Here is a 19,907-nt window from a genome sequence, read left to right as displayed (position 1 = left end):
GTACGCGGGGCGGGGCGGGCGGTTCATGGCACGGCGGTGGGTGGGCGCGGGGGCCCCTCCGACTAGGGCAAACGCCGGAGCGTTCCGCTCCATTTCCGGTGCGTGGATCTTTGCCGAATCATTACCGGGAGTCGCTCAACCGTTCGAGAGGGGCGGGGTGCGGGGGTGCGGGGGGCGTTCTCCGTGCGGGTACCCGGCGGGGGCGGGGGTGCACGCGGGTGGGGGGTGCTGCGGGTTTTCTCGCCCACGCCGCCTCCGCCGCCGCCCCTGCCCTTTCCCTCCTCAAAGGACCCCGCTCCTTTGACCCTGCATGGGGCTTCATCCCGCTTTGCATAGCTCTCGTAGTCTTTGCCGGGTTATGCACTGTTCCCCGCGCCCCTCGTCGGGGTTATCCACAGGCTCGGACGGCAGGCGCCGCTCGCGCCTACTCTCGTACGCATGACAACCCGCGCAGCGTCCCGCCCCGTGGGTACGGCGACTCGCGGGACCACGAACCCCAACCGGCTCCGCCGTATGGACCGGTGGATCGCGGCGGCCCACGGCGCCGAGCTCCGCCGCTTCCCCGCCCCTCTCGCCGTCGACCTCGGCTACGGCGCGGCCCCCTGGACCGCCGTCGAGCTGCTGCGGCGGCTCCGTTCCGCCGCCCCCCGCACCCGCGTCACCGGCATCGAGATCGACCCCGCCCGCGTCGCCGCCGCACAGCCCTACGCACGGGACGGACTCGAGTTCCGGCACGGCGGCTTCGAGGTGCCGGTCCCCGGCCGGCCCCTGCTGATCCGCGCCGCGAACGTGCTGCGGCAGTACGACGAGGAGGGCGTCGCCGCGGTCTGGCGGCGGCTGTGCGCCCGGCTCGCCCCCGCCGACCGGGCGACCGGCTCCCGCGGCGGACTGCTCGTCGAGGGCACGTGCGACGAGATCGGCCGGCGGCACGTCTGGGTCGCCCTTGGCCCCGAGGGCCCCCGCACCGTCACCTTCGCGACCCGGCTCGGCTCCCTGGAGCAGCCGTCCGACCTCGCGGAACGGCTCCCGAAGGCGCTCATCCACCGCAATGTCCCGGGCGAGCCGGTCCACGCGTTCCTGCGCGACTTCGACCGCGCCTGGGCCTCCGCCGCGCCCTACGCCTCGTACGGGGCGCGCCAGCGATGGATACGCACGGTCCGCGCGCTCACCGCGGACTGGCCGGTGACGGACGGCGCCGGGCGCTGGCGCCAGGGCGAAGTCACCCTCGCCTGGCCCGCGTTGGCGCCCCGCGACTGGGCGGCGGCACCGATACCCGCCGGCTAGCCGGCCCGGCGGCGGGTGCGGAGGTCAAACCGTCCGCGACCGCGACCGCGACCGCGACCGCGACCGCGACCGCGACCGCCGGGGAACGATCTCCGTGCGTCGTTCGTCACAGTCGCCGGGAGAACGTTGTCACGGACGCGGCAAGGGGGAGGAAGCCCCCGGTACGGCACGCACCCTGTCGTTCCGGGCGGTGACATGGCACGATCCCCCAGGCGTCCGAAAGTTACTGACGGGAAACTCAGTTATTTGGGGGACGGAGTATGGGATCCGGAAAGCGGAGCCTGACCACGGCGGCCATCGCCCTGGTCTGCGCGGTCACCGTGCTGAGCGCACCGGGCACGGCGTTCGCGAGCGCTTCGGCGCCGAAGCCCACACCGGCACCGTCCTCCGGGACGGCGGCCTCCGGCGGCACGGCGGACGGGGGCTCGGGCGGCGGGTCGGCCAAGGACTCGGCCGACGGCGGCTCCACGGACGGCAGTTCGGCCGGCACCCCGCCCACCACGGCCGACGACGCGAAGACGGACGCCAGGCTGGAAGCCGTCCGCGAGAAGCTGGACAAGCTGTACCACGAGGCCGCGGTCGCCACGGACGCCTACAACGCGGCTGAGGAGAAGGCCGAGAGCCAGTCCGCCCGCATCGCCGAACTGAACCGCCAGATCGAGGCGGCCAAGGCGAAACTCTCCGAATTGCAGGACCGCGCGGGCGCCGCCGCCCGCGCCCAGTACCGCGGCGGAACCCTGCCGCCGGAGATGCAGCTCTGGCTGAGCGAGGACCCGCAGGAGTTCCTCGACGGCGCCCAGCTCGTCCGCCAGGGCCAGCAGGCGACCGTCGGCCTGATCGACGAGCTCAAGCAGACCAAGTCGGAGCTGGGCGGGCTCTCCCGCGACGCCTCCGCCCGCTACAAGAAGCTGGAGGCCAACCGCAAGACCAAGGCGGCGGCGAAGAAGCGGGTGAAGAAGCGGATCGCCTCCGCCGAGAAACTCCAGGACCAGCTGGAGGAGAAGGAGAAGGAGCGGCTGGCCAAGCTGGAGGAGGAGGCCGCGCAGCAGGCGCAGACCGCCTGGCTCGACTCCGGCGTGCTGAAGGACCTCGACACCAGGGCGTCCGCGGCGGGCCGCAAGGCCGTGACGTACGCGACGGACCAGATCGGCAAGCCGTACGTGTGGGGCGCCGAGGGCCCGGACTCGTACGACTGCTCGGGGCTGACGTCCCAGGCCTGGCTCGCCGCCGGGCACGCGATCCCGCGCACCTCGCAGGAGCAGTGGAAGCAGCTGCCGCACGTGGCGCTCGGGGACATGCGCCCCGGTGACCTGATCATCTACTTCGACGACGCGAGCCATGTGGCGATGTACCTCGGCGACGGCAAGATCGTCCACGCCCCGCGGCCCGGCCGCACGGTGACGATCACGGGTGCGGGCACCATGCCGATACTCGGGGTGGTGCGCCCGGACGCGTGAGGGGCGCCACCTCCGACGTCCGGTGGGCCGTCGGAGGCACGTGACGTTCGTCATTCCGCGCCCCGCCCCCGGGCGTCCAAGTGCGCCGTGTATCGCGGCATATGACGGTGGCGTCCCGCCGGGCGTGGTCCGGAACACCATTCCGCTGCGGGCGCGGCTGACGCTATGGTCCCCGTCGGTGGGTCGAGGTCCCTCGTTCCGCCGTGCCCTCGGGAGAGGGAAGGAACCCAAGACGATGCCCGTACCCGTACCGCGGCAGAGAGCGATCCCGGCCGCGGAGAGTGGTCAGGCGCAGGCCGGACCCCAGCCCGGCGGCCCGGCCACGGAAGCGGGCCGCGAACCGTCCACCGGAGGCGGCCGCGGCCCGGCTCCCGCGGACGTGCCGACCGACGGCACGGCCATGCCCGACGGCAGCGGCACGCCCGAGGACTGCTCCGCCGGGCCCGGCAGGTCCGCCGCGCCCACCGGTGCCGCCGGGACCGACGGCTTCGCCGTGCCCGTGGCGCCGGCCCCCGCCGACGCCGCGCCCGCCAACCTCACCCTGCTGGTGATCGAGGACGACCCGGTGGGTTCGCCGATCGTGCCCGAGATGCTCGACTCGGCGGGCCGCCCGATCCGGCTGCGCACCGCCCGCAACCTCACCGAGGCCGGACGGCTGCTCACCGACGACGTCCACTGCATCCTGCTCGACCTCGCGCTGCCCGCGCCCGGCCGGGGCGCCGGTGACGGCGGCGAGGACGAGCTGGCCGTGCTGCGCCACGTGCTGGAGCTCGCGCCCCGGCACGCCGTCCTGGCGCTCACCGCCTCCGGCGACGCCGAGCGCGGCGCCGAGGCGGTGCGCGTCGGCGCGCAGGACTACCTGCTCCGCGACGAGCTGGACGGCAGGCTGCTGAGCCGGGCGATCCGGTACGCGGTGGAGCGCAAGCGGTCGGACACCGCCGAGCGGCGGCTGACCGAGTCGAAGCTGCGCGCGCAGGAGAACGCCCGGCTGGAGCGCGGGCTGCTGCCGACGCCGCTGCTGGAGGGGTCCTCGCTGCGGTTCGCCGCCCGCTACCGTCCCGGCCGCTCGCGCGCGCTGCTCGGCGGGGACTTCTACGACACCGTCCGCACCCCGGACGGCACCGTGCACGCGATGATCGGCGACGTCTGCGGGCACGGCCCCGACGAGGCGGCGCTCGGTGTGGAGCTGCGCATCGCCTGGCGGGCGCTGACGCTGGCCGGGCTCTGCGGGGACCAGCTGCTCTCCACCCTCCAGAAGGTGCTGGAGCACGAACGCGACAACGACGAGATCTTCGCGACGCTGTGCACGGTGGACATCACGCCGGACGGCCGCCGCGCGGGCCTGTGCCTGGCCGGTCACCCGGCCCCGCTGATCGCCCGCCCCGGCCGGACGCCCGAGTTGCTGCCGTACGACAACAACGGCCCCGCGCTCGGCCTGCTGCCGCGGGCCCGCTGGCCGCGGACACAGGTGGAGCTGGGAGCCGAGTGGAGCCTGATGCTCTACACCGACGGCCTCATAGAGGGCCACGTCGGCGACACGGGGGACCGGCTCGGCCAGGAGGGGATGCTGACGCTGGTCCGCCGGCGGCTGGACCAGGGGCTGGGCGGCGAGGAACTGCTGCGCACGACGGTCGACGAGGTCCGCGACCTCAACGGCGGCGAGCTGACGGACGACGTGGCCGTCGTCCTGCTGGACCGCACGCCATAACGCCCGTCCCCTCGCCCCGCCGGACCGCGGCCCGTGACGCGGCGGCGTACCGCGACCGGCCCAGCGGTCACCACAGCGGCGCACCGGTCACCACAGCGGCCGACCGGCCGCTCACCACAACGGCCGACCGCGACCGGCGCACCGCTCACCACGGCAGCCGGCCCACCGCTCACCACGGCAGCCGGCCGACAGCCCGTCGCTCAGCGGCCGCCGTTCCAGGGTCCGTACGGGCCGTCGCTGCTGCTGCCGCCGCTCCGGCGGCCGAAGCCGCCGCCCGACACCCCGCGCAGGGCGGGGCGGACGTCCACGAAGAAGACGATCGTGGCGACGAGGCCGGCGAGTTGCAGGAACAGCATGGGGATCAGCAGGTTCACCGCGACCGTGACGCCGAGGATGATCAGCCAGAAGCCCTTGGTCTTCTTGTCGGCGGCCCGGTAGGCGTCGTCACGGAAGAGCACCGCCATGACCAGCGCCACCACGGCGAGCACCAGCATGGCGGTGTAGAGCAGCCACATCAGGCCGCCGAATGCCGTCATCAGCATGTTGCCCACCATCCGAGTCGAGTCGTCCGTCGGCCGACCGTGCGCCGGTACGGCCACCGTACCCGTACAACGGGCCGGGCATTCCGGAAGTGCCCGGAGCGCCCGGCCCGTTCCCGCGCGGCGGTCACTTGGCCGGCGGCGTCGTCTTCCTGGCCGTGGTCGTCCTGCGGGCGGCCGGGGCCTTCTTCGCCGCGGTCGCCGGGGTGGCGGCCTTGCGGGCGGCGGGCTTCGGCGCGGTCGCGGCCGGCTTGTCGTCCTCGATCCGGACCGGCTCGGCGGGCTTCACGGGCCGCACGGGCTGAGGCTTGGCCTGGCTCTTCGGCGCAGGCGCGGTCTCGGGCTCGACGGCGATCGCGAGGTCGTTGATCTCCTCGGCGGCGTCGCCGCGCCAGGTGCGCACGGCCTGCTCGCCCTGCTCGGCCACCTTCTCGTAGGCCTCACGGGCCCGGACGGCGTACTCGGCGGCGACGCCGACCCCGCGCAGGGCGAGGTCCTGGGCGGACTCGCCGAGCTTCTTCAGGTCGGTGTCGAGGGAGCCGATGAAGCCGTTGACCCGGGCCTGGAGGGTCTCCTGTGCCTCCTTGGCACGCGCGGTGGCCTTCTCCTGCACGGCCTTGGGGTCGGTGTTGCGCACGGCCTCGATCCGGGCCGGGGCCTCGTTGCGCAGCTGCTCGACCAGGCTCGGCACCCGGAGCGCCTGCTTCCAGGCGAGGTCGGCGGTGCCGGCGGCGAAGTAGAGCGGCTTGGGGTCACTGAGGGTCTTGCGCAGGTCGTCGGTGATGGCCATGACGATGGTCCTCCGGATTGCTGTTGCTTTCGCTTGAGGGTGTGGGGTGGCGGATACGGCGCCCGCCGGTGGGGGCGGCCGCTGGTCAGCCGGCCGTACGTTGCGCTCCGGCATCGCCGCCCGCCGCACGCGGGCCGCCCGCGGTGCCGGTGCCGGTGCCGTCGTCCGGGGTCGCCGCGGCGTCGGTCGGGTGGGGGACGTCAGGCGCGTCCGGCGCACCCTTTGTACCGTTCGTCCCCACGCCGACCGGATCCGCCGCGCCGCCCGCCACGGCGTTCCCGGACACGCTCACGTGCCCGGTCCCGTACGCGTCACCGGATCCGCTCGCGTCTGCGCCTTCATGGCCGTTCTCCTTGCGGAACGACTCGTAGATCTGGAGCAGCACCTGCTTCTGGCGCTCCGTGAGCGTGGGGTCGGCGAGCAGCACGGCCCGGGTCTCGACCTCGACCCGGTCCCGCTCGGCGTCGAGGATCCCGGCCCGCACGTACAGCGTCTCGGCGGAGATCCGCAGCGCCTTGGCGACCTGCTGGAGCACCTCCGCGCTCGGCCTGCGCAGCCCGCGCTCGATCTGGCTCAGATACGGATTGGACACGCCGGCGGCATCGGCGAGCTGCCGGAGCGACAGCTGCGCGTTGCGCCGCTGCTCCCGCAGGTACTCACCGAGATTGCCGACATTGAGCGATGCCATGCCTCCACCATGCCCCACCTTCGCTAACTTTTGCAAGCAGCCGCTTGCAAAAGTGCGCCACACCACCCCGGGCACCGGCTGCGACTCGCAGCGATAGCTGTCCGTTCTCGCTCACGTTGCCAACCGCGTCTGCGTGAGGCGTACTCGCTTCTCGGTACGCGTCACGACCTCACCGGCAGCCAGGACCCTCTACTACGGCCCTCCGAATTGTTCGTGCATGACGAGTTCGGCGGAGTGCTCGTCTTCCGCAGCGAGAACCAGGGGTGCGCATTCTGGGGAGTGCGGCTGCGGGATCTCGACCAGGAAGATCCGCCGGTGTTCGTCCAGTCACAGGATGGTTGGGTCCGGTTCCTGGAGCGGGTCTCCCTGGCCTGCGTCGAGCTGGTACTCAGCGAGACGCTGCTTGGCCCCGAAGAACGGCTCTACAACGCCTGCGAACTTCCCGCCGACCTGATTCGAGAGCTACCGAGCCGGTTCACACGGGTGGAGTTTCCCGAGTACCCGATGTGGACGGGCACGGAAGACTCCCCCGTACGCTGGTTCTCCGGACCCGGAAGACTCTTGCGGCTCGACGGACTGAGCGACCACAGCTGGCTGCACGTCCGGGGAAGGACGCCGGCCGACCTGGAGTCGCTCTGCGCCACCATCCCCGGACACTGGGTACGTGGGTACTCAGAGCCGTTGGAAGCCGACGAACTTCCTTTCTAGGCACCCGATGGACTGCTTGGATGACCGGGAAGTCTGTGAATCGAGCACAACAGGGGGCGTGAGAATGGCTGATCCGTACATCATTCTCAACGAACTCGCCCAAGAGCTTCGGCCGATGCCACAGGGGATCGAGTGGTTCGAGGGCCTCTCGGCTGAGGAGCAATCCCACGCCCTGCGCCTCCTGTCACATTTCTGCATTCAGGCCCGCGCTACCGCCGAGGACGGCCCGGAAAGTATCCGACGCGCCGGACTTCGCGCCACGCACACACCGGCAGTTCTGATCTCACAAGGGCAGCTCGACCAGCAACTCGGGAAGATCGCCAGCCTCGCTCCCCACGACGAGCGCCTCAAGTCATTCCGGCTACTGATCGCGGTGCTGGCCGTCGCCGACGGACGTCGACGAGAGCGCTTCTGCTCCGACGGTTGCGGCCACGCGTGGCATCGACTGGCTGTCCCCCCCCCCCCCCCCCCCCGAAGGCTCGGCCTGATCCCTTGCACTTGTAGGATCTCGCGCTCGTGTCATGACGCAGCGTGCTGACCAGCAAGATTCGGATGGATCTCAGAGGGCTCACCGACGCCCTTGTCTCAAATGCCGTGGCACTTCCTCAGCAAGCACTGGAAGATGGCGATGTGCAGCTCCCCTACGTCTATCGCGTCAGCAAGTACGACCCCGCCGACCGTGACGATCACGGGCACTACACCGGCACCGAGGACTCCATCAGCGATCACGGCGAGATCGAGGCGGCCTATCTTCAGGCGGTCAAGGCGTTCGCCGCGGACACCGGCATCGACCATCTGTCTGTCCGCGAGCCGGAGGTCTCGTCTTTTGCTCATTTCGGCGTTGAGAGAACTCTGGACGGCTTCGGTCTCGACAGGCTCCTTCCCGGCGGTCTTGCCGACTTCCACGACGGAGCAGAGATGCCTCTGGACATCGGGCTGGAGCTGATTCGCCTCATGCTGCGCGACAGCGGCGCCTGGTGCCGACTGGAGGTGGAAGACGTTTTCGCAGTGCACGTCGGGTGGGACCAGTACCTCTACGTCGGCAGCAGCCGACCCTGCCACGGAGTTCTCGCTCGCGCCCGCGAACTCGGGCTGTTCCCAGAACACCTCGACGTTTCCCCCTACGACTTCGAGCCCGAGGAGGAAGGCGTCCTACGGCCAGGCGATAACGACTTCTGGGCCGGCCTGCACAGCGCAGCTGGCTGCGGCCGCGCCGGACTCTTGGAAGAGATATACGTCCAGAACGCCTCGCGATGGCATCGCCTCACGTGCGACACCATCGACACGGTTCGCGCCGGGCTCGCTCCCCGCGCCCGCCTGGCCGTGTGGCCAGCCCTCTCCTCCGACGTTAGCGCCATCCTCGGCGCCCTTCCCACCGAGGGCATCATCGAGGGCGTCTGGCAGGACAAGGAAGGTCAGATCCACAGCGTCGTCGCTGCCGACGACGAATTTCCGGAGCTGGCTGGCCGAATATCCGATGCCGACGCTGCAGCGCTTCTGCCCGTGTACGCCGATGAGCGTGTCCCTCTACTCTCCGCTGTCATGCCCGACAGAGACGGAGTCGTGCGTGCGCGCTGGCAGGCCGAACAATCCGTCAGCGACTTGGCCAAATGAGCTCTCACGGCCACCGCGGGCGGCCGGCCTCTGAGCTCTCCACGGTGAGGGTGCGGGGAAGCGCCGCTGACGTGTGTGTCTCAGTGGCCAGACAGCGGGCATCCTGTCTGAGATTTGGCCAGGACTTCTGAGGCCCTACAGCGCATTCGCGCCTACCGAGCCCAGCGGCCGTAGGGGAAACATTGCGCTCAGCTTCGGCAGTTTGCGCATCGCCTCGTCTTCGCATCGCACGTCCCACTGCTCGCCGAGCGGCCCTGGGCTGGCTCCTACAGCACCCTGCTCGGCTTCGACTGCTTCGTAGAAAGCATCGCCGCAGTCATCAGCATCGCGAGTGAGCAGTCCATACGCCTCCATGGCGACATAGTCGAGAAACTCCCACTCGGGCCAGTCGTCGTTCCAGAGCTCGCGAGGGCGAGCCACCAGGCACTGAACCTCAGGGGTATCGGCCAGAGCGTCGGGATCGGCTACTGCCTGCACGAAGGCCTCCCGACCGATCCCCACCATCCACAGGCCGAAGTAGCAGAATCCGTCGTCCGAACACCAGCCGCCGAAGATCCGTTCCGCAGCAGCCCAGAGATCCCACGTGAACGCCTCGTGCGTCACCTCGTCCAAGCGCACCTGGAACTGCACAACCTCAGCCGGCGACCTTCGCGCCAATGCGCCACGCAGCCACGCGAGCCGCTCCTCCGGGCCCTGCGCTTGACGCCGGCACTCCTCGATGAGCTTCCAGAAGGAATCGATGTCCACGGCGGCACTGTGCCAGGCACCTCTGACACCGCAGGGTCGGCGAACTATGTTCGAGCAGTGGAGAACACGGAGATCATCATCAAGCTCACCTCTGATGAAGCGCTGGTCCTGTCGGACTGGCTGGAGCGAGTGCAGATGACGGACCTCAGCCGTCTCGTCGACGACGAGGCGGTCTGGGCGCCCATTCATAGGCTGGCCGGAACGCTCGACAAATCGCTATCGGGGATCTTTTCGGCGGACTACGCCGAACGTCTGGAGGCGGCCCGCAGCAGGCTTCGTCCAGACCTGGGCGACAGCGCCATTGACGAGGAGGGTACGGACACATGAAGCCCCTCTCGGAGATGACGGAACGCGAGTACTTCGTCAGCGTCGGCCAACGTCCCGGCATGTTCGCCGGCAAGCCCTCCTTCCACATGCTGACCGCGTTCCTGACTGGTTATGACCAGCATGCTCTCCGGCACGGTGGGCCCGGGCTCACCGGCTGGCACGACTGGCTCGTCGCCCGTCGCGGACGCGACTGCAACCACGCCTGGCCGGGCCAAATCCTCCACATCGCCCTCCCGAACGGCTGGGACGACTTGTGGAATCTTCCGCTTGAGGACGAACAGCAGGCGATCAAGGCCCTGTTCGAGCTCCTCGACGAGTTCGCTGCCGAGCGTGAAGCAGCGCAGGACTCACAGACCTCAGGTTGAGTGAGACGACGCACCGAACAGCGTCTCACTCAAGATGAACCACTGCCGGTCAACGCCTCGTCATGGTTCGCCTCAACTAAGACGGGACAGTCGAGGGCCGGGGTGGCCGCTTCTGTGGCCGGTCACGCCCTGGCCGAGCCGACCAAGCTCCTGAACGAGGCCGGGGTGACGTCTCCGTCCTCGTGCTCGTCGCGCTCTTCGCGGCGCTCCGCGCCGGTCACCTTCTTCGCCGGCGGGCTGGTGGCCGGGGTCGTCGTTGCGACGGGGCGCCTGCTGGTGGGGCCGCGCACAGGCGTGGTGTCGAGAGGGCGGCTCGCGTCGGCCACGCCCCCGCTCACCACGCCCGGCGGTCCCGGCGCGCAGTCGACGGAGGCGGCCGACGCGGCGCGGGCCGCCGGGGGAGCCGAGGCTCACCGCGGTGTCGCCCAGCAGCTTGCCCTGCGGCTGGAACCGGGGCGAGATCGTCTCCCGCATCCCATGGAACATCGTGCTGCTCATCGGGGGCCTGCTCACCTACGTCGGGGCTGATGCGGGACATGGGCGATGGGCGCCTTCGGCCCGGATCAGCGATCTGCTGCGGGTGGGGGGCTCACCGATGCAGAGCCTGCTGGTGCTCTGCTGCATCACCGGTCGCACCTCGTTCGCGGCCGGCTCCATCGCCGTCTTCGCGACCACGATGCCGCTGGTCCCCGCGGTCGTCGCCGACGGCGCCCCACCCGTCGGGGCCGTCCTCGCGGAGGCGCTGGCGTCGATCCTGGTCGACATCAACCCGCTCGGCATCACCGGCGGCCTCATCCCCGGCGCCGCCGCCGCCGACGACCGGCCCCCCTTGTTCCGCAACCCGCTGACGTACGGCGTCGTCTCGGTGATCGTCGGCCCGGGGGCCGGCGTGTGTGGCCTTCGGCCGGTGGTGGCGGGGTCCTCTCCTACCAGGGCAGGGGGCGGCTGTGCAGCACGTCCAGGCGGGAGACCGCGCGGGTGAGGACGACGTAGAGGCGGTGCGGGCCGCGCGGCTCGGCCTCGGCGATCGCGGCCGGCTCGACGGCGACCACGTGGTCGTACTCCAGGCCCTTGACCGCGCCCGCCGGCACGACGACGACCGGGGCGGCCGGCTGTTCCGGGCCCGCCGCCCCGATGCCGGCGGCGGTGAGGACGGCCCGGACGCGCGCGGCGTCCCGCTCGGCGGTGATCACCCCGATCGACCCCTCGTGCGTGAGCGCCGCCCGGACCGCCCCGACGACCGCGGCGTCCAGCTCCTCGGCCCGCTCGACCCGGCGGACGGTCAGCTCGCCGTCCCGGCGCAGTGACCGGGCGCGCGGCACGTCCACGCCGAGCCGGTCCAGCAGCCGATTGGCCAGGCCGACGACGGCCTCCGGCACGCGGAAGCCGGTCGTCAGCGGGATCACGGCGGCGTCGGGCCGGTCCAGGTGGGCGAGGAGGGCCGGCCAGTCGCGCGCGGACCAGGGGGTGGTGCCCTGGGCGAGGTCGCCGAGGACGGTGAGCGAGCCGAAGACGGCCCGCCGGGCGATCGCCCGGCACTCCATCGGCGAGAGGTCCTGCGCCTCGTCGACGACGACGTGGGCGTAGCCCTCCGGGTGCTCGATCAGCCCGGCCAGCTCGTCGAGCAGGACGAGGTCGGCCGCCGACCAGCGTGCCGAGCGGTACGAACGGGGTGGCCGGGGCCATCGGAGCGCCTTCTGCTCGCCGGCGTCCAGCAGCCCGTCGGCCGCCGCCGCGAGCACCGCCTCGTCGCCGAGCAGGTCCGCGAGCACCTCCTCCGGGCGCACCCGCGGCCACACCTGGTCGATGTACGCGGTCATCGGACGGCAGTGCGAGACGCGCCGCAGCCAGGCGGCACCGCGCGGTCCGGACCGCCGCTCGGCCCGCGCCCGCACGTGATGCGCGATCCGCGTGCGCACCCGCTCGCGCCCCACCGCGTACGGCGGCTCCTCGGCGCGTACGTCCGCCACGATCCCCCGCAGGGTCTCGCCGCTCACGCGCCAGCGGTACGAGCCGTCGGGCACTGTCAGCTCCGTCGCGGCGTCCGCGCCCACCCGGGCGTACAGGGCCCGGCGCAGGACCTCCGCCGTCCGGGGGTCGTGCTTGACGGCGGCGGTACGGGCGTCGTCCTCGGCGGTGACCGGGTGCCGGGCGATCTCGTCGGCGAGCGTGGACTGCCGTACGCCGCTCTCGCCGAGGGCCGGGAGCACCTCGGCGATGTACGAGAGGAAGGTGCGGTTGGGCCCGAGGACGAGCAGTCCGCCGCGGCGGATGCGCTGGGGGTGGGTGTAGAGGAGGTACGCGGCGCGGTGCAGCCCGACGGCGGTCTTGCCGGTGCCGGGGGCGCCCTGGACGCACAGGGTGGTGGACAGGCCGGCGCGGACGAGGTCGTCCTGCTCGGGCTGGATGGTGGCGGCGATGTCGCGCATCGGGCCGAGGCGGGGCCGCTCGATCTCGGCGGTGAGGATGCGGCCGGGGGCCGCGGCCGTCCGTGTGTCCCGCCCGCCGAGGGGCTCGTCCTCGAACCCCGTCAGATCGGCCGAGTCACCGCGGCTGCCGGCTGCCCAGCCAAAGCGGCGGCGGACCGCGACGCCCTGGGGGTCGCCGGCGCTCGCCTGGTAGAAGGCGCGCGAGACGGGGGCGCGCCAGTCGATGACGAGGGGTGGGGCGGCGGGGTGCTCGGAGATGCGGAGCCGGCCGATGTGGTAGCTCTGCCCGGCGTGCTCCGGGGCGTCGTCGGCGAAGTCGAGCCGCCCGAAGAACAGCGGCCCCTTTGGGAGTTCCCGCAGGTCCCGGGCCTGCCCGCGGAGCTGTCTGCCCAGCACCTCGGCGTCGGCGCCGGAGGCGGATACGTCCGCCCCGACGACGACCTGCTCCTCGGCCCCGGCGACCATCGCGGCGAGCGCGGCGCGGCAGGCGTCGTGGTGGGCGCGTTCGTGGCGGAGGGGGGCGGGTGGGGGCACGGCGGAAGGCATGCCCGCAGCGTACGCGAGATTTCGTTACCGAGTAACTTTTTTAACCGAGTAGCACACAGTCGTCGAGCCGTTCGAACGCCCGCTCGGCCGCCGCGACGGCGTCCCCGTGGACGTCGTCCGCCCGCTCCCCCGCCGCCATCCGCCGCCAGTTCTCCAGCGCGAGGACCCGCTGCACGGCGATGATCTGGGCAGCGGCGAGCCGGGCGTCCAGTCCGCCGCCGAGCGCTTCGGCGAGCGCGGTCTCGGAGCGTTCGAGGTAGCCGTGGAGGCGGGCGGCGAGGGCGGGGGTGCCGTAGAGGAGGCGGTGGAAGTCGAGGACGGCGGGGGCGTCGTTGAGCCCGGTGACGGGGTCGCGGCGGTCGAGGCCGTCGAGGAACCGGGCGCGCAGCGCGGCGATGGGCGAGGTGCCTCCGCCGCGGGCGGCGACGACCCGGGCCGGCTCCGTCTCGTGGTCGGCGAACCGGTGCAGGACCAGGTCCTCCTTGGTGGGGAAGTACCGGAACAGCGTCGGCTTGGAGATCTCCGCCGCGGCGGCCACCTCCGCGACGGACACGGCGTCGAACCCCTTCTCCAGGAACAGCGCGATCGCGGTCTCGGACACCTCCCGGTACATCCGCAACCGCTTCCGCTCCCGCAGCCCGACGACACCCGAGGCACCGCCGTCCCCGCCGTCCGCGCCGTCCGCGCCCTCCGTGACCTTCTCCCTCATACCGCCGACCCTACGCAGCGAGCGCACCTCACCCGCGGGTCGCCCGGTCCAGGGCTGTGGCGATGCGTTCCGGGGAAGGTACGGCGGAAAGGCGGAGGGGGCGTTCGGCGGCGGTGAGGACGGCGTGCACGCGGTGGGCCTCGCGGACGAGGATGCCGTCGTCGTGGCCGGAGCCGCCGGTGAGGAACTCGGTGGCCCGGACGACGTCCGTGAACACGGACTGGGCCCGCTTGAAGTCGAGCAGCTTCTCCAGGTCCTCCTCCCAGCCCTTGGTGCCGCCCTCCCAGGCGGTTCCGGCCCAGCGCTCCTCCATGACCTGGGCCCACCGCTTGGCGACGAGCCGGTGCTGCCAGCGCGGGTAGCGCATCAGGTAGAGGTGGGTGGCGAGGTCGTAGAGGGGGTCGCCGAACATCGCCAGCTCCCAGTCGATGGTCCACAGGCCGCCGCCCGCGTCCACGACGAAGTTCTCGCGGTGCAGGTCGGCGTGGAGCAGACAGAAGCGGCGCGGCCGCAGCCCGGCGACGCGTTCCCGCAGCGCGGTGAAGCAGCCGTCGCTCAGGCCGAGGTCCGCGAAGAGGGTGCCGAGGCGCCGGCGGTTGTACCGGTAGACGCGCTCCTCGGCGAAGAGGACGAGCCGCTCCAGGAAGCCCGCGCAGTCGTGGTCGTCGGAGCGGTCCTCCGGGGTGCACCTCCGCTCCACGGACAGGTCGTCGGGGGAGATGTCCGCCAGCTGCTCGAACAGTGCGAAGACCTGGTCGACGAGCGCGTCGGGAACCTGCTCGCCGGACGGGTGCAGGTCACCGAGCGTCCGGCCCTCGATGAACTCCTGGAGAAACGTCTCGTCCGAGACCGCGTAGACGCGGGGGATCGCGGCCCCGTCCACCCGCTCGCGCAGCGCGAGCAGCAGCCGCTCCTCGGACACGAAGCAACGGCGGTCGAACCAGAGCAGGTTCTCCCGCGGCGACCGGCACTTGCCGCGCCCCGCGTCCCCGCCGGACACCGCCTCGGGCAGCGGGATCACATACGTCTCGTGGTGGTAGCCCTCCAGCGGCCCCTCGACCGCGTTCGGGTCGCCGCTCATCTCAGCGGCGCGGACCCGCGCGGGAGAGGAGTCACGTTCGGATGACATGGTTCGTCATTTCCTCGGGCTGAGTGCACACCAGTGGTGTGGAAGTGAAGCACGGTACTCCCCCGTGAACGAGCATGCTGCCAGATCCGGTTGCCCAGGTGGCACCTGACGTGCCAAGAGGGTGACGGGGCGAGCACACGTGCGGACGGCCCGAGGACGGCCGCCCCTCACAGTGACCGCAGGACGGCCAGTACCTGTTCCAGGGAGGCGACGACCGTGGTGGCGTCCGTGGCGCGCAGGGCCTTGTCCTTCTCGTCGTTGCGGGCGTAGCCCAGGAAGGGGACGCCCGCGTGGGCGGCGGCCTGGGCGTCGGAGGGGCTGTCGCCGATCATCAGGGCGTCCTCGGGGGCCGCGCCGAGGGCGCCGAGGGCGCGGTTGAGGTGGTGCGGGTCCGGCTTGAGCTGGTGGAGTTCGTCCGTGCGGCCGTAGATGTGGGGGGCGAAGCAGCCGAGGAGGCCGCGGCCGCGGAGGTAGGCCGTGGCCGTGCGCGCGGAGTTGTTCGTGGTGACCGCGAGCCGTGCGCCCACCGCGGTCCAGGTGCGTATCACCGGGTCCGCGTACGGTGTCGGCCGCGCCCGGGGGACGGCGAGGAGCTCGTGGTGGGTCAGCAGCTCCTCCAGCGCCGTGACGAGGTCGCTGCCGGGGTGGCGTTCGTCGGCGGCCCGGAGGATCACATGCGGGTCGTCGTCCCGCCGTTCCTCCTCGGTCAGCAGGTGGAGCAGGCCCTGGCCCTCCAGCCAGCCGCGCATCTCCCGGGCCACCTGCTCCGCCGGGTGCCCCGCGAAGAGCCGGCAGATCGGCCCGTCGAAGTCCCACAGCACGAAACGGGCACGGGTGACGAGTTCTCGGACGTTCTCGGTCTCTGCTGTCACCGGATCAGTCTGCGTCGTTTCAGGAGTCACTAGGAGAGTGTCAGGTCCGACGTGATGGTTTCCCAGAGGGCGTCGAACCACTTCTGCGACTGGTCGACGAAGGCCGAGTCCCGGTGGCCGCTGCGTTTCTCGAAGGAGAAGAGGAGGGACTGGGAGCCCAGGGCGTCGTACATCTCCAGGGTGCCGCTCTCCATCTCCTCCTCGCGGCGGGTCAGCATGTAGTACGCGATCAGGGCCTCCCCGCCGTTGAGCAGGTACAGCTTCATCGGCGGGGTGAACGGCAGGGCGCGGAAGGTGACCTGGACGTCGATGCCGTGCGTGGCGCGCAGGGACAGCAGGTTGTGCTGGAGGACGTGGCCCTGGGAGTTGCGCTGGATCAGCCAGCGCCGGTGGACGGCGTCGTCCTCGCCGCGGCCGTCGACCGGGACCGGGAACGCCAGGTCGATCTTCCGGGACGGCAGCAGGATGCGCACGTCGATGGAGCGGGGGCGGAGCCGGCCCTCGTGGATCATGCGGACCGGTTCGCCGAGCGCCACCATCAGCGTCTCGGCGGTCAGACAGGCCGCGTCCACCCGGACGTGCGGCGAGGAGAACGCCTCCACCAGGCGCGGGGCCAGGGCCACCATGGTCGGCCGGGGCTCGTCCCGGACCGGCGCGGCCTCGGCTATGCGCGGCGGGCTGCCCTTGCTGACGTTGCTCAGCAGGCCGTCGTCCTGGAGCACGCGCAGGGCCTGGCGGACGGTGCCGCGCTCCACCTCGAACTCACCGGCCAGCTCGGCCTGGGTGGGCAGCCGGTCGCCCGCCTTGAGCTCACCGGCGCGGATGCGCTCCCGCAACGCGTCGGCGATTTCCTGGGGCGAGCGCTTCTCGGCTCGCTCGGCTCTTTGCTGGGGCACGACCAAACGTTACAACTTTCCTCCATCTCGGACGAGTTGTTTGCGACTTGTTTTGAAGTAGCGACCAACTGGGAATATCTACAACCAAGTTGGCAACCAACTTGGTTGAGTTGGCGGAAGGCCTGGTTCCTCCCGGCCTCGCCGGCACCCGCGCCGCCCCGTCCGCCCTGAAGGGGGTGCCACCATGCCCGTCCAGATCCTCCTGAGCACCGTGTTCACAGCCGGCCTCGAACAGTTCTTGCAGTGGCGGTACGGACCGATGGGCCTCGTCGGGCTGGTGCTGCTCACCATCGGGATCAAGGCCAGGAACGCCACGTGCAGTTCGCTCGGCGTGGTCGTCCTCGCACTGCTGATCACCGGGCCGACGCTGTGAGGTCCAGGTCCGAGCTGATCGTCTCCCACAGCGCGTCGAACCACAGGCGGGACTGCTCGACGAAGGTCGTGTCCCGCGGCCCGTCGCCCTGGGCGAACGGGAACAGCACGACCTGCGTGCCCTCCGCGTCGTACATCTCCCGCGCCTCGTCGTCGATCTCGGCCTCGCGGCGCGTCACCGTGTAGTACGCGAACAGCGCCTCCGTGCCGTTGAGCAGATACAGCTTCACCGGCGGGGTGAACGGCAGCGCCCGGAAGGTGACGTGCACGTCGATGCCGTGGGTGCCGCGCAGGGCCAGCAGATTGTGCCGGAGCACCTGGCTCTGCGCGTTGCGCTGGGCGAGCCAGCGGCGGTGCACCTCGTCGCCGGCGCCGGCCACCGGCGTCGGGAAGGCGAGCGCGATGTCCCGGCGCGGCAGCAGCACCCGCACGTCGACCTTGGCCGGTTTGATGCGCCCCGCGTGAATCTGCCGCAACGGCTCCCCCATGGCCAGGGTCAGCGAGATCGACGTCAGACACAGGGCGTCGATCTCCACGTGGGGCGCGGCGAACGCGGCCGAAATGCGCGGGGCCAGGGCGACCGTGGTGGGCCGGGGCTCGGCGCCCGGACCGCCCGGCGCGCGCAGCCCGGCATCCGGCGCGACGGTCGCCGGGCTGCCCTTGGAGACGCCCGCGAGCAGGCCCTCGGACTGCAATACGCGCAGCGCCTGCCGCACCGTGCCGCGCTCCACCCCGAACTCCTCGGCCAGGACCGCCTGTGTCGGCATGCGCGCGCCCGGCCGCAGCTGCCCGGAGACGATCCGGGCGCGCAGCACGTCGGCCACCTCGCGCGCGGGGCGGCGCGGTTCCGGGGGCGTCCCGCGCCCGTTGACGGGGGCGGGGCCCGGTGCGTGTTCGGGTCGTTCCGGAGCGTGTCCCGGCTTCACGGCCAAACCCTACAACTTCTCGCCATCTCGGGGCAGTTCATGGGAGGGTGGTTATAAGACGTCTCCAAGTGGAGATAACTTAGGTTGAGTTGGTCGCCAACTTGGTCGTTCGGCCGACTTGGCACGGCAGTGGCGGTCCTGGACGACGGGACCGCCGGCCCCGGCTCACCCGGTCCGGCCGGTCGCACTCCCTTCCGGAGGGGAGCCGGGAGCTCGGCCCGTCCGCACCACCCGCACAGCCACAACCGAACAACGTCACCACCGCACAGCCACAACCGCATACGGCACACCACGCACAGCCACAACCGAACAGACGCCGTCACCGTCGCGAGGCGCGGGACACGAGGCGTCAGAAGACGTCCGGGCACCAGGGTCGCCGGGACGTGCGCAGCAGGGCGTCGGCCAGTCGGACGGCGCCCTCTCGCTGTTCCCGGACCCTGCCGAGGGCGGCGAGCCGGGCGGCGGTGTCGTCGCCGAGCCACAGCGGCGCGAGGTCGCCGACGGCGAGGGTGAGATCGGGGTCCTCGGTCGTCGGCGCGCAGTGGGCGCCGTCCGCGGCCGCCTCCAGCCGGTAGCGGCCGCCGGCGAGTCCGGCCGGGTCGAGCACCTCCAGGACGAGCGTCCCCTCCCCTTCGTACGTGCGTGCCTCCAGGGCCCGTACGACGTCCAGGATCCGTACCCACAGCCAGTCGGCGAGGGTGGTGAGGCGGGCGGCGCGCGGGTCGGGGAGGAGGTGCGGCAGCAGGTCGTCGGGGGCGCGGTGGCCGCTCCTGACGCGGGTCACCCAGTCGATCGCGCAGAGGTGGTGCCACAGGGCCCGCTCGGCGGCCGGGGTGGTCGCGATCAGGCTCCTGACCTGTGCGGTGACCTGCGGCTGCCGGCCGCCGCCCCAGTCGTCGTCGCAGGTGTACGTCACCAGGCCCTCCAGTTCGCCGGAGGCCGAGCGGTAGACGGCGTGGAACGGCTCCGTCCAGGACCGGCCGAACCGTTCGGCGCCGGTGGCCAGGCGCCACCAGAGGTCGGAGCGGTCGACGGCGCCGGGCTGGGCGGCGCGGAGGCGGTCGTGCAGGGCGGGGCCGAGCGTGCGGACGTCCGCGCCGCGGACGAGGTCGATCCGGCCGCCGTCGTCGGGGACGGGGCGGCGGGGGTCGAGGCCGGAGCGGGGGACGTCGACGGTCCACTCGGCGGTGTGGGCGGCGGGGCCGAAGCCGAAGCGGCCGTAGATCGGGTACTCGGTGGCGATGAGCGTGGCGACGACGTCGCCGCGGTCCTTCGCGGCGGTGAGGTCGCGGGACATCATGCGGCTCAGGATGCCGCGGCGGCGGTGGGTGGGGCTGACGCCGACGTTGGTGATGGCGTCGGCGGGGACGGAGGTGCCGCCGACGGCCGTGAGCTGCTGGGGGAAGGAGCGGAAGGTGGCGACGCAGGGGTGGGGGGCGGTGGGGTCGAAGGCGGCGAGGGTGCGGGTGGGGTCTATGTGGGTGGCGCGGTCGGCCAGGGCCGGGGGGTTGGCCTCGGGGGAGGTGGGGTCCGTGGCGCGGAGGAAGACGTTGTTCTGGGTGTGGAGCCAGGTGGGGATCTCGGGGGTGGTGAGGGGGCGGATGTCCAGGGGGTGGGTGTCGGAGGGGGATGTGGGTGTGGCCGTGGGTGTGGGTGTGGGTGTGGGTGTGGTCATGCGGTCACGCTAGGAGGAGGTGGGTGTGGGTGTCGCATGGGTTTTTCTCGCCCCCGCCGCCCCTACCCTTCCCGTCCCTTCAAGGGGCTCTGCCCCTTGGACCCCGGGGGTGCGTTGTCGGGTGTG

At 71.8% G+C, this 19,907-nt stretch carries 22 protein-coding genes; 10 read left to right on the top strand and 12 right to left on the bottom strand.

Going from position 1 to position 19,907, the window contains the following annotated elements; translation table 11 throughout:
- Positions 1 to 438: 438 nt before the first annotated feature.
- From IO29_RS26630 to IO29_RS26620, 3 genes are all read left to right on the top strand, one after another.
- Positions 439 to 1,284, top strand: coding sequence for a class I SAM-dependent methyltransferase (locus IO29_RS26630; protein ID WP_030994078.1), 846 nt, complete (start codon positions 439 to 441; stop codon positions 1,282 to 1,284).
- Between the two features lie 260 nt (positions 1,285 to 1,544).
- Positions 1,545 to 2,741, top strand: coding sequence for a C40 family peptidase (locus IO29_RS26625; protein ID WP_030382512.1), 1,197 nt, complete (start codon positions 1,545 to 1,547; stop codon positions 2,739 to 2,741).
- 235 nt (positions 2,742 to 2,976) lie between these two features.
- Positions 2,977 to 4,449 carry a PP2C family protein-serine/threonine phosphatase gene (locus IO29_RS26620; RefSeq protein WP_030382511.1) on the top strand — a complete coding sequence of 491 codons (1,473 nt, stop codon included), beginning with the start codon at positions 2,977 to 2,979 and terminating at the stop codon, positions 4,447 to 4,449.
- Between the two features lie 200 nt (positions 4,450 to 4,649).
- Here IO29_RS26620 and IO29_RS26615 read toward each other — a convergent pair whose 3' ends face one another.
- The 3 genes from IO29_RS26615 to IO29_RS26605 all read right to left on the bottom strand — a co-directional run bounded on the left by IO29_RS26615 (position 4,650) and on the right by IO29_RS26605 (position 6,466).
- Positions 4,650 to 4,991: a DUF2516 family protein gene (locus tag IO29_RS26615; RefSeq protein WP_030382510.1), complete on the bottom strand. Its 342-nt coding sequence runs from the start codon at positions 4,989 to 4,991 to the stop codon at positions 4,650 to 4,652.
- 124 nt (positions 4,992 to 5,115) lie between these two features.
- The gene (locus IO29_RS26610; protein WP_030382509.1) at positions 5,116 to 5,778 is read right to left on the bottom strand and encodes a hypothetical protein; all 663 of its coding nucleotides are present in this window, start codon (positions 5,776 to 5,778) and stop codon (positions 5,116 to 5,118) included.
- Positions 5,779 to 5,863: 85 nt separating this feature from the next.
- Positions 5,864 to 6,466, bottom strand: a complete 603-nt coding sequence (locus tag IO29_RS26605) for a helix-turn-helix domain-containing protein (RefSeq protein WP_030382508.1) — start codon at positions 6,464 to 6,466, stop codon at positions 5,864 to 5,866.
- Between the two features lie 213 nt (positions 6,467 to 6,679).
- Between IO29_RS26605 and IO29_RS26600 the strand changes: the two genes are divergently transcribed.
- From IO29_RS26600 to IO29_RS26595, 3 genes are read left to right on the top strand one after another with little or no spacing between them, the layout of a single operon-like run.
- Positions 6,680 to 7,174 (top strand): hypothetical protein, encoded by a 495-nt coding sequence (locus tag IO29_RS26600; protein WP_199806960.1) that lies wholly within the window; start codon positions 6,680 to 6,682, stop codon positions 7,172 to 7,174.
- Between the two features lie 7 nt (positions 7,175 to 7,181).
- Positions 7,182 to 7,712, top strand: coding sequence for a DUF5958 family protein (locus IO29_RS39710; RefSeq protein ID WP_324608211.1), 531 nt, complete (start codon positions 7,182 to 7,184; stop codon positions 7,710 to 7,712).
- Positions 7,706 to 8,788 carry an RNA-binding protein gene (locus tag IO29_RS26595; RefSeq protein WP_234307656.1) on the top strand — a complete coding sequence of 361 codons (1,083 nt, stop codon included), beginning with the start codon at positions 7,706 to 7,708 and terminating at the stop codon, positions 8,786 to 8,788. Before IO29_RS39710 ends, IO29_RS26595 begins: the two co-directional genes overlap by 7 nt.
- A gap of 135 nt (positions 8,789 to 8,923) precedes the next feature.
- On the opposite strand, the gene IO29_RS26590 is transcribed toward IO29_RS26595, so the two are convergent.
- The gene (locus tag IO29_RS26590) at positions 8,924 to 9,535 is read right to left on the bottom strand and encodes a DUF4240 domain-containing protein (protein ID WP_030382505.1); all 612 of its coding nucleotides are present in this window, start codon (positions 9,533 to 9,535) and stop codon (positions 8,924 to 8,926) included.
- Positions 9,536 to 9,592: 57 nt separating this feature from the next.
- On the opposite strand from IO29_RS26590, the gene IO29_RS26585 reads away from it, so the two are divergent.
- Both IO29_RS26585 and IO29_RS26580 read left to right on the top strand, forming a co-directional pair.
- Positions 9,593 to 9,862: a hypothetical protein gene (locus IO29_RS26585; protein WP_030382504.1), complete on the top strand. Its 270-nt coding sequence runs from the start codon at positions 9,593 to 9,595 to the stop codon at positions 9,860 to 9,862.
- Positions 9,859 to 10,227: a hypothetical protein gene (locus IO29_RS26580; protein ID WP_030382503.1), complete on the top strand. Its 369-nt coding sequence runs from the start codon at positions 9,859 to 9,861 to the stop codon at positions 10,225 to 10,227. The genes IO29_RS26585 and IO29_RS26580 overlap by 4 nt, the downstream gene beginning before the upstream one ends.
- Before the next feature lie 122 nt (positions 10,228 to 10,349).
- Here the strand turns inward: IO29_RS26580 and IO29_RS26575 are convergent, their stop codons facing one another.
- Complete coding sequence (locus IO29_RS26575; protein WP_158709378.1) at positions 10,350 to 10,553, bottom strand: hypothetical protein; 204 nt, start codon at positions 10,551 to 10,553, stop codon at positions 10,350 to 10,352.
- A 92-nt stretch (positions 10,554 to 10,645) separates the two neighbouring features.
- Between IO29_RS26575 and IO29_RS26570 the strand changes: the two genes are divergently transcribed.
- Positions 10,646 to 11,209 carry a hypothetical protein gene (locus IO29_RS26570; protein ID WP_030994080.1) on the top strand — a complete coding sequence of 188 codons (564 nt, stop codon included), beginning with the start codon at positions 10,646 to 10,648 and terminating at the stop codon, positions 11,207 to 11,209.
- On the opposite strand, the gene IO29_RS26565 is transcribed toward IO29_RS26570, so the two are convergent.
- The 5 genes from IO29_RS26565 to IO29_RS26545 all read right to left on the bottom strand — a co-directional run bounded on the left by IO29_RS26565 (position 11,154) and on the right by IO29_RS26545 (position 16,814).
- Positions 11,154 to 13,202 carry a HelD family protein gene (locus IO29_RS26565; RefSeq protein WP_051707941.1) on the bottom strand — a complete coding sequence of 683 codons (2,049 nt, stop codon included), beginning with the start codon at positions 13,200 to 13,202 and terminating at the stop codon, positions 11,154 to 11,156. The genes IO29_RS26570 and IO29_RS26565 overlap by 56 nt on opposite strands.
- Positions 13,203 to 13,242: 40 nt before the next feature.
- A complete protein-coding gene (locus IO29_RS26560) occupies positions 13,243 to 13,911 on the bottom strand; it encodes a TetR/AcrR family transcriptional regulator (protein WP_051707940.1) in 669 nt (222 codons plus the stop codon).
- A gap of 28 nt (positions 13,912 to 13,939) precedes the next feature.
- Positions 13,940 to 15,040, bottom strand: a complete 1,101-nt coding sequence (locus tag IO29_RS26555) for a phosphotransferase family protein (protein ID WP_030382498.1) — start codon at positions 15,038 to 15,040, stop codon at positions 13,940 to 13,942.
- 167 nt (positions 15,041 to 15,207) lie between these two features.
- Positions 15,208 to 15,912, bottom strand: coding sequence for an HAD family hydrolase (locus IO29_RS26550; protein WP_030382497.1), 705 nt, complete (start codon positions 15,910 to 15,912; stop codon positions 15,208 to 15,210).
- A gap of 29 nt (positions 15,913 to 15,941) precedes the next feature.
- Entirely contained in the window at positions 15,942 to 16,814 is an 873-nt protein-coding gene (locus IO29_RS26545; protein WP_030382496.1) for a GntR family transcriptional regulator, read from the bottom strand.
- A 178-nt stretch (positions 16,815 to 16,992) separates the two neighbouring features.
- Between IO29_RS26545 and IO29_RS26540 the strand changes: the two genes are divergently transcribed.
- The gene (locus IO29_RS26540; RefSeq protein ID WP_030382495.1) at positions 16,993 to 17,181 is read left to right on the top strand and encodes a hypothetical protein; all 189 of its coding nucleotides are present in this window, start codon (positions 16,993 to 16,995) and stop codon (positions 17,179 to 17,181) included.
- On the opposite strand, the gene IO29_RS26535 is transcribed toward IO29_RS26540, so the two are convergent.
- Both IO29_RS26535 and IO29_RS26530 read right to left on the bottom strand, forming a co-directional pair.
- Entirely contained in the window at positions 17,162 to 18,004 is an 843-nt protein-coding gene (locus tag IO29_RS26535) for a GntR family transcriptional regulator (protein WP_030382494.1), read from the bottom strand. The two genes, IO29_RS26540 and IO29_RS26535, sit on opposite strands and share 20 nt — an antisense overlap.
- Positions 18,005 to 18,455: 451 nt before the next feature.
- Positions 18,456 to 19,781: a GNAT family N-acetyltransferase gene (locus tag IO29_RS26530; protein ID WP_051707939.1), complete on the bottom strand. Its 1,326-nt coding sequence runs from the start codon at positions 19,779 to 19,781 to the stop codon at positions 18,456 to 18,458.
- Positions 19,782 to 19,907 lie beyond the last annotated feature (126 nt).

The organism is Streptomyces sp. NRRL F-6676 (assembly GCF_000725625.1).
Lineage (GTDB): Bacteria > Actinomycetota > Actinomycetes > Streptomycetales > Streptomycetaceae > Streptomyces.
The sequence above is the reverse complement of the archived record's forward strand: the minus strand, read 5'-3'. Positions and strand labels throughout refer to the sequence as shown.

Excerpts from the sequence above, each read along its gene's own strand:
- IO29_RS26630 (WP_030994078.1), top strand. The coding sequence starts at position 439 with ATGACAACCCGCGCAGCGTCCCGCCCCGTGGGTACGGCGACTCGCGGG.
- IO29_RS26625 (WP_030382512.1), top strand. The coding sequence starts at position 1,545 with ATGGGATCCGGAAAGCGGAGCCTGACCACGGCGGCCATCGCCCTGGTC.
- IO29_RS26620 (WP_030382511.1), top strand. The coding sequence starts at position 2,977 with ATGCCCGTACCCGTACCGCGGCAGAGAGCGATCCCGGCCGCGGAGAGT.
- IO29_RS26615 (WP_030382510.1), bottom strand. The coding sequence starts at position 4,991 with ATGCTGATGACGGCATTCGGCGGCCTGATGTGGCTGCTCTACACCGCC.
- IO29_RS26610 (WP_030382509.1), bottom strand. The coding sequence starts at position 5,778 with ATGGCCATCACCGACGACCTGCGCAAGACCCTCAGTGACCCCAAGCCG.
- IO29_RS26605 (WP_030382508.1), bottom strand. The coding sequence starts at position 6,466 with ATGGCATCGCTCAATGTCGGCAATCTCGGTGAGTACCTGCGGGAGCAG.
- IO29_RS39710 (WP_324608211.1), top strand. The coding sequence starts at position 7,182 with ATGGACTGCTTGGATGACCGGGAAGTCTGTGAATCGAGCACAACAGGG.
- IO29_RS26580 (WP_030382503.1), top strand. The coding sequence starts at position 9,859 with ATGAAGCCCCTCTCGGAGATGACGGAACGCGAGTACTTCGTCAGCGTC.
- IO29_RS26565 (WP_051707941.1), bottom strand. The coding sequence starts at position 13,202 with ATGCCTTCCGCCGTGCCCCCACCCGCCCCCCTCCGCCACGAACGCGCC.
- IO29_RS26560 (WP_051707940.1), bottom strand. The coding sequence starts at position 13,911 with ATGAGGGAGAAGGTCACGGAGGGCGCGGACGGCGCGGACGGCGGGGAC.
- IO29_RS26555 (WP_030382498.1), bottom strand. The coding sequence starts at position 15,040 with ATGTCATCCGAACGTGACTCCTCTCCCGCGCGGGTCCGCGCCGCTGAG.
- IO29_RS26540 (WP_030382495.1), top strand. The coding sequence starts at position 16,993 with ATGCCCGTCCAGATCCTCCTGAGCACCGTGTTCACAGCCGGCCTCGAA.
- IO29_RS26530 (WP_051707939.1), bottom strand. The coding sequence starts at position 19,781 with ATGACCACACCCACACCCACACCCACACCCACGGCCACACCCACATCC.